This is a genomic window from uncultured Microbacterium sp., from assembly GCF_963521695.1.
Lineage (GTDB): Bacteria > Actinomycetota > Actinomycetes > Actinomycetales > Microbacteriaceae > Microbacterium.
On record NZ_CAUQWC010000182.1, the window covers coordinates 1 to 7,166 of the forward strand.

A 7,166-nucleotide genomic window follows, 5' to 3' on the forward strand; every position below is an offset into this window, starting at 1 on the left:
CCCCAGGACTGCGCTCATCAAAGCACGCTCGTTCACGGCGGGGCAACTCATCTTCGCCGCCCCCCGCCGGAGAACGGGCGTCGAGGGGGCATCAGTTGTCGAGGTCCGCCACATCCCCGCCCACGCACGAGGTCGCGACGGGGCGACAATGGAGCCATGGGACTCTTCGTACAGCGACCAGAGGAACCGAGCGAGTGGGCGGGCCTCCCGGGTGAGCCTGCTCGGCCGCAGACGGAAGCCGAGCTGCTGCCCGACGACGATCGACCAGCTGCCTCGCCCACCGGTCTGCTCGGCCTCGCCGACGACTCGACGACCTCGATCGAGATTTCGCTGGGCGACTCCGCGCAGGCGGCCGACGGCGACTGAGTACGGGAGAGGACGACACGGCTCCACCTCCGCGCGGTCGCAACGCGGCGGGATAGCATCCCGGAAGGAGGTCCTCGTGAAGCGCATCAGCATCGTCGTTGTGGCCGCGGCCCTGCCGTTGCTGGTCGCCGGCTGCACCCCGACGGCATCCGAAGACCCATCGACCGCGGATCCGGCGGTGTCGACCGCTCCATCGCCCTCCGGGATGGACCAGATGCTGCCGCCGACCACCGTCGCGCCGAACGACCTCGAGGGCACGGACGTCCGTGTCATCCGGGGCACCTCGCTCGTGCTCGCCGTGCCCGAGGGCAGCGAGGCGGAGTGGAGAGGGACGACCGCAGACGTCGCCGTCGCGGAGTTCTCCGCGGGCGGTCCCTCGGAGGGTGCCGTCTTCCGGCCCGGGTTCATCGTGCGCGAGGTGGGCAGCACCGCGGCCACCGTCACGGGTCCCGACGGCGCCACGGTCTCGTTCACGATCGCGGTGTCCGAGTACTGACCGCCGACGGGCCGTGCTGATGGGTGACGCGCGTGCGAGTTCTCCTTTCCCCGTGAGGTTCTGAACGCCGGCTGAGGGTGTCCGGCCGCCAATGCGGTGCCGAGGGCGGGGACGGATCGTCGGGCGAGGCGCGTGGTGTGGCTGAACCGCGCCTCAGTACCGGGCGAGCACCGACAGCAGCTCGTCGCCGCTCCCCGCTTCGCGCCCGAGGCTCTTGCGTTCGACGTCGGCGAGGTGGTGCTCGGCCAGCGCGCCGGCGGCATCCGTGTCGCCCGCCTCGAGTAAGGCGAGCAGGTCCTCATGCTCGGCGATCGAGGCCTCCTGGTCGATGTCGCGGCCGTAGATCGACAGGATCAGCGCGGTGCGCGAGACGACCTCCGACATGTAGCGCAGGAGGAGCTCGTTCCCGGTCTCGCGGGCGAGCAGCAGGTGGAACTCGCCGCCGAGGCGGGCCGACACCGTTGCCCGTCGTGACTCCCAGGCTGCTCGTTCAGCCTGCACGTGTGCCCGGAGGCGCGCGAGCGCGGCGGCATCCCGGCGCTCCGCCAGCAGCCGCGCGACCTGTCGCTCCAGCGCGGCCCGCACCGTGAAGGCGTTCTTGGCCTCGTCGATGGTGGGTCGGGCGACGGCCGCGGAGCGACCGGGGGGTGAGTCGACGACGCCGTCGCCGACGAGTCGCTGCAGGACGCTTCGAACGAGGGTGCGACTCACCCCGTAGTGGGCGGCGAGAGCCTCTTCGCCGAGTTTGGTCCCCGGCGTGAGCGCGCCCTCGATGATGGCCGCCCGAAGCGCCGCGTAGGCGCGTTCGGCGCGTTCCGCGGGGCGGGAGTCTTCCGCGTGCGTCGCTCGGGTCATGAACCGACTGTATACGCCGCCCGGATGGCAGCCGTGCCTTGGTCGGCCGAAATCTGTTCGACGCAGCGGCGAAACGCGCGGCGTGTGTATACGGAGTAGACCTAATTCTGTATACAGAAAGGACCACCGCGTGTACGTCACCCTCACCGCCCAGCAACGCGAACTCTTCGATCGCTCCCTCGCCGCCGGCGAAGCCCACGATCTCGACGACCTCGCCCGCACGGCCCTCGTCGAGACGGCATCCGGGGTCCGCCGTCGAGCCCTCCCCGGCGTGCAGGCCGTTGCGTGGACCTGGCGCGACGACGTCGCCTTCCCGCCCACCTCCGAACGCGTCGTCCGCGAGCGGCATCGGCTCGAGCCCGGCACGGGCAAGGCGTTCGAGGTCCGCGCCGGCCAGATCCTGCGTGTCGCGCAGGTCTCGGGCGACCAGTGCGCCGACCTGAACGTGTTCAACCTCCACGACTACCGCGAGGCGTTGCACGTCGGCCGCACGCGCACCCTGCACGGCATCCACCCCGGCCAGGGGTCGTTCCTCTGGTCGGCACCGCCGCGCGAGCGGGCGATGATGCACCTGCTCACCGACGACGCCGGTCTCAACGACACGCTCTTCCCACGGTGCAGCGCCGCGATGTACGAGTCGATGTTCGGCTTCGAGGAGCACACGAACTGCGCCGACATGCAGGCCGAGGCGCAGCGCGAGTACGGCCTCACGCCCGACGACGTGCACGACTCGTTCAACCTGTTCATGGCGACGCGGGTGCAGCCCGACGGCACGTGCGAGGTCGTTCACCAGCACACCCCGGCGGACGCGTTCGTCGAGCTCCTCGCCCTGATGGACGTGCTCGCGGTGCCGAACGTCTGCGGCAACGACATCTTCCGCACGAGCAACTACGCGCTCCGCCCCCTCGACGTCACGGTGATGGATGCCGCGGACAGCGACCTCGCGGCGGTCCCGGCCCTGCTCAGCCACCGCGCCCAGCGGACGCCCGCCGACTTCGCGCAGCCCGCCATCCGCGCCGAGCGCTCGCTCGCGAGGGATCCCGAGTACGCCCCGCACTTCGCCCGCACCCCCGTCACCACCGAGCGCCTGGAGGTGCGCCTCGGTGACGCGGAGGTCGCGCTGCTCGGCGCGCACGCCCGGCGGGACCTGTACGGCGACGACGACGAAGCGGCGCTCCGCGACCTGCTCCTGAGCTGGTGGGTGGCCAGCCATGCCTGAGACGCCGGCACCGCACGAGGTCGAGGACTTCGACGTTCTGCCGCCCTACGAGCGCTACAAGCTCCTCGCAGGTCTCATCGTTCCCCGACCCATCGCGTGGATCACGACCGTAGACGCGCGCGGAGTGGTCAACGCCGCGCCCTTCTCCATGTTCGCGATGGTGGGGGAGGACCCGCCCCTGCTCATGGTGAGCATCGACCGTCCCGCGGGAGGTGGACGCAAGGACACCGCGGCCAACATCGACGCGACGGGCGAGTTCGTCGTGCACCTCGTCGATCGCCCGCTCGCCGAGCAGATGGATGCCACGAGCGCGCGGCATCCCTCCGACGTCGACGAGCTCGCCCTCCTCGGTATCGCCACGGTCGGAGCCGAGACGGTGCGCCCGCCCGTCATCGCCGCCGCTCCCGTGGCGCTGGAGTGCGAGTTGTGGCAGCGCCTCGACATCCCCAGCCGCGAGATCTTCTTCGGCCGCATCCGTCGGCTGCGGACCCGCGCCGGTCTCATCGATCGCGACCTCATGCGCGTCCGCCTCGCCGATTACGCCCCCATCGGCCGCTTCGGCGCCAGCTTCTACACCTCCACCCTCGATCGCTTCACGCTCGCCGGCCAGCCGGCATCCACGTCTCTCGACACCCTCTGAGCCCCACCCGAACCGCAAGGAGCATCCATGTCCCCCTATCGCCGCGGCCTCGCCGCCGCAGCCACCCTCGCCACCGCCGCTCTCGCCCTCAGCGCCTGCGCCGGGGCGGGAAGCGCCGCCGGAACGGCGGCACCCCCGTCGTCCGGAGCCGAGATCGGCGCCGTCGACCTCTCGGGCGTCTGCCCATCGACCGTCGTCATCCAGACCGACTGGAACCCACAGGCCGAGCAGGGCGGGTTGTCCGCGCTGCTGGGGCCGGATGCCGAGATCGATGCGTCGCGCAAGAGCGTGTCGGGTCCGCTCCTGGCCGCGGGCGAGTGGACCGGCGTCGACGTCGAGATCCGCGCCGGGGGACCGGCGATCGGATTCCAGGGCGTTCCTTCGCAGATGTACACCGACCCCGACATCCTGCTGGGGTGGGTCAACACCGACGACGCGATCGCCGCGTCCGGCACCCTGCCGACGACCGCCGTGATGTCGACCTTCGAGAAGGCGCCCTGGGCGATCATGTGGGACCCGCAGACCTACCCCGACGCGCGAACGATCGCCGACATCGGCCGCACCACGGCGACCGTGCGCTACTTCGACGGCACCACCTACATGGACTACCTGGTCGGTTCCGGGCAGCTCCGCCCCGACCAGCTCGACGGCTCCTACGACGGCACCCCCGCGGCGTTCGTCGCAGCCGACGGCAAAGACGCGCAGCAGGGCTTCGCCACCGTCGAGCCGTGGGTGTACGAGAACGCCATCGCCGAATGGGGACGCCCGCTGTCGTACCAGCTCGTCGCCGACACCGGCTACCCGATCTACGCCGTGGCGCTCTCCGTGCGAGCCGACGACGTCACCGCGCAGAAGGACTGCCTCGAAAAGCTCGTGCCCGTCGTGCAGCAGGCGAACGTCGACTACTTCGCCGACCCCTCCGCTGCCAACGACCTGCTCGTCCGCGCCGTCGAGGCCTACGACAACGGGTGGGTGTACCCGGCCGCGGAGGCGGCGAACTCGACCGTGCAGCAGCGGGAGTTGGGCCTGGTGGCAGACGGGGCCGACGGGATCTTCGGCTCCTTCGACGAGGACCGGGTCGCCGAGGTGCAGCGGATCGTGTCGCCCATCCTCGCGGAGAAGGGCGTGGACGTCCGAGAGGGGCTGACGCCGGAGGACTTGGCGACGAACCGCTTCCTGGATGCCGGGATCTCGCTGCCCTGAAAGGTGCAGCCTGCGGTGGGGTGACGGCGGAAGACGCCGTTGCCCCACCGTTTCGGGTTCCGCTCGTCGTTTCCTGAGCGCGAGGATGCGGTTGAGTTGAGGGAGGCCGATCTCGCCGTACGAATCTGTTGCTTCATGTAGCTGAATCTTGAAGCATGTGGGATTTTGTTGTATTGTGTGGGAATCTTCGAAGGGGATCCCGTGTACGCAATGGAGCGCCAGCAGCTCATCGAGCGCGAACTGCGAGATGTCGGACGCGTCAGCGTCGTCGACCTCGCCCGCCGCTTCGACGTCACGACCGAGACCGTCCGACGCGATCTCGACCGCCTCGAGGGCACCGGCTCGCTGCGACGCGTGCACGGCGGTGCGGTCAGCACCGATCGGGCGAGCACCGCCGAGTCGACGCTCACCGAACGTCGTGACCGTCAGGGCGATGCCAAACGCGCGATCGCCGCCGAAGCCGCGAGCCTGCTCGGCGCGTCCTTCCGCGGCTCGATCTTCTTCGACGGCGGCACCACCCCCGCCGCCGTAGCGGCGATGCTGCCCGAGACGCTCGGAACGGGCGGCGGCGTCGAGGTCGTCACGCACTCGCTCGAAGCGGCGCATCTGCTCGCGGGCGAGGAGCAGCTTTCGCTCACCACGATCGGCGGGCGCGTGCGCGGCGTCACCGCGGCCGCGGTCGGTGCGCACACCGTCGGTGCCATCGCGCAGCTGCGCCCCGACATCGCCTTCGTGGGCACCAACGGACTCAGCGCCGGCTTCGGCCTGAGCACCCCCGACCCCGAGGAGGCGGCCGTCAAAGCCGCCATCATCCAATCGGCTCGTCGCGTCGTCCTCGTCGCCGACGCGGCCAAATTCGGAGAGGAACTGCTCGTGCGCTTCGCCCGACTCGACGAGATCGACGTGCTCGTCACCGATGCGGCCCCGCCCGCAGCCCTGGCGGAAGCCCTCGCCGACGCCGACGTCGAGGTGCGTGTCGCATGATCGTCACCGTCACCGCCAACCCGTCGGCCGACCGCGCCGTCGTGCTCTCGGACGCCCTCGCCCCCGGCGAGGTGCAGCGCGCCCTGTCGTCGCGTGAGGACGCGGGCGGCAAGGGCGTCAACGTCGCCCGTGTCGTGTCCGCCGCGGGTGCTCCGGCGCGTGCTGTCGTGCCCGTGAATGCGCACGATCCGTACCGGATGCTGCTCGAAGACACCGGCATCGCCCTGCAGACCGTCGAGGTCGGTGGCCGCGCGCGCGCCAACCTCACCATCACCGACCCGTCGGGCGAGACCACGAAGCTGAACCTGCCCGGCGTCGAACTCACGGCCGCCGAGGCCGAGGCGCTTGTCGCCGGCGTCGTCGCGGCGGCCGAGGGGGCCACCTGGCTCGTGCTCGCCGGTTCGCTGCCGCCGGGGCTTCCTGCCTCGTTCTACGCCGATCTGGTGGGCGCCGTCCGCTCGCGGTGGGGGGCCGCGGCTCCCCGCATCGCTGTCGACGCGTCGGGTGCCGCTCTCGCCGCCGTCGTCGAGACCGCTCGCCCCGACCTGATCAAGCCCAACCACGAAGAGCTCGCCGAACTCGTGGGCGAAGATGCGGCGTCCGACACCGACGTCCTCGCCGAAGCCGCTCGGCGCGCCCGGGTCCTGGTGCCCGGCCGCGTGGCATCCGCTCTCGTCACCCTCGGAGCCGACGGCGCGCTGCTGTTCACGGCCGACGGCGACTGGCGCGGACGCGCCCCCAAGATCCAGGTCGCCAGCACTGTCGGCGCGGGTGACAGCTCGCTCGCCGGTTACCTGCTGGCCGACCTCGAGGGGGCCAGCGCCCCCGACCGCCTCGCGCGCAGCATCGCCTACGGCGCCGCTGCCGCGACCCTGCCGGGGACCCAGGCCCCGACACCCGACGACCTGCCCACAGCACCCATCGTCGTCACCGACTTCGCCACCCCCATCGCTACATCCTGACCACGGAGGTCATTGACAATGTCCGACATCATCACGCCGGAGCTCGTCACACTCGACGTGCCCCTGGGTACCGACAAGCAGTCGGTGATCCGCGCCCTCGCCGAGCGCGTCGTCGCGCAGGGCCGCGCGACGAGCGCACAAGAACTGTTCGACGACGCCTGGGCCCGCGAGCAGAAGGACGAGACCGGCCTGCCCGGCGGTATCGGCATCCCGCACGCGCGCAGCGCCTCGGTCACCGAGCCCACGCTCGCGTTCGCACGCCTGACCCCGGGCGTCGACTTCGGCGCTCCGGACGGTCCCGCCGACATCGTGTTCCTCATCGCCGCCCCCTCGGGTGCCGACGAGGCCCACCTCTCGGTGCTGTCGCAGCTCGCCCGCAGCCTCATGAAGAACGACTTCATGTCGGGCCTGCGTGCCGCGCAGGCGCCCGAAGACGCGGTG

9 protein-coding genes are annotated in these 7,166 nt (G+C 71.1%); 8 read left to right on the plus strand and 1 reads right to left on the minus strand.

The features are described from left to right. The first annotated feature begins 156 nt into the window (after positions 1 to 156). Both RWP81_RS12575 and RWP81_RS12580 read left to right on the plus strand, forming a co-directional pair. Positions 157 to 366 carry a hypothetical protein gene (locus RWP81_RS12575; protein WP_314456592.1) on the plus strand — a complete coding sequence of 70 codons (210 nt, stop codon included), beginning with the start codon at positions 157 to 159 and terminating at the stop codon, positions 364 to 366. A 76-nt stretch (positions 367 to 442) separates the two neighbouring features. Next, positions 443 to 862 carry a hypothetical protein gene (locus tag RWP81_RS12580; RefSeq protein WP_314456594.1) on the plus strand — a complete coding sequence of 140 codons (420 nt, stop codon included), beginning with the start codon at positions 443 to 445 and terminating at the stop codon, positions 860 to 862. Between the two features lie 153 nt (positions 863 to 1,015). On the opposite strand, the gene RWP81_RS12585 is transcribed toward RWP81_RS12580, so the two are convergent. Then, positions 1,016 to 1,717, minus strand: a complete 702-nt coding sequence (locus RWP81_RS12585) for a GntR family transcriptional regulator (protein WP_314456596.1) — start codon at positions 1,715 to 1,717, stop codon at positions 1,016 to 1,018. Between the two features lie 130 nt (positions 1,718 to 1,847). Here RWP81_RS12585 and RWP81_RS12590 point away from each other — a divergent pair, with 130 nt between their 5' ends. From RWP81_RS12590 to RWP81_RS12615, 6 genes are all read left to right on the plus strand, one after another. Further along, the gene (locus RWP81_RS12590; RefSeq protein WP_314456598.1) at positions 1,848 to 2,936 is read left to right on the plus strand and encodes an urea carboxylase-associated family protein; all 1,089 of its coding nucleotides are present in this window, start codon (positions 1,848 to 1,850) and stop codon (positions 2,934 to 2,936) included. Continuing rightward, positions 2,929 to 3,576: a flavin reductase family protein gene (locus RWP81_RS12595; RefSeq protein ID WP_314456600.1), complete on the plus strand. Its 648-nt coding sequence runs from the start codon at positions 2,929 to 2,931 to the stop codon at positions 3,574 to 3,576. The genes RWP81_RS12590 and RWP81_RS12595 overlap by 8 nt, the downstream gene beginning before the upstream one ends. A gap of 27 nt (positions 3,577 to 3,603) precedes the next feature. Continuing rightward, on the plus strand, positions 3,604 to 4,779 hold the full coding sequence (locus RWP81_RS12600; RefSeq protein ID WP_314456602.1) for an ABC transporter substrate-binding protein: 1,176 nt from the start codon (positions 3,604 to 3,606) through the stop codon (positions 4,777 to 4,779). A gap of 201 nt (positions 4,780 to 4,980) precedes the next feature. Continuing rightward, entirely contained in the window at positions 4,981 to 5,763 is a 783-nt protein-coding gene (locus RWP81_RS12605) for a DeoR/GlpR family DNA-binding transcription regulator (protein ID WP_055955335.1), read from the plus strand. Next, the gene (locus RWP81_RS12610; protein WP_314456604.1) at positions 5,760 to 6,725 is read left to right on the plus strand and encodes a 1-phosphofructokinase family hexose kinase; all 966 of its coding nucleotides are present in this window, start codon (positions 5,760 to 5,762) and stop codon (positions 6,723 to 6,725) included. Before RWP81_RS12605 ends, RWP81_RS12610 begins: the two co-directional genes overlap by 4 nt. Positions 6,726 to 6,743: 18 nt before the next feature. Continuing rightward, the coding region (locus RWP81_RS12615; RefSeq protein WP_314456606.1) for a fructose PTS transporter subunit IIA at positions 6,744 to 7,166 on the plus strand (423 nt) is incomplete at its 3' end.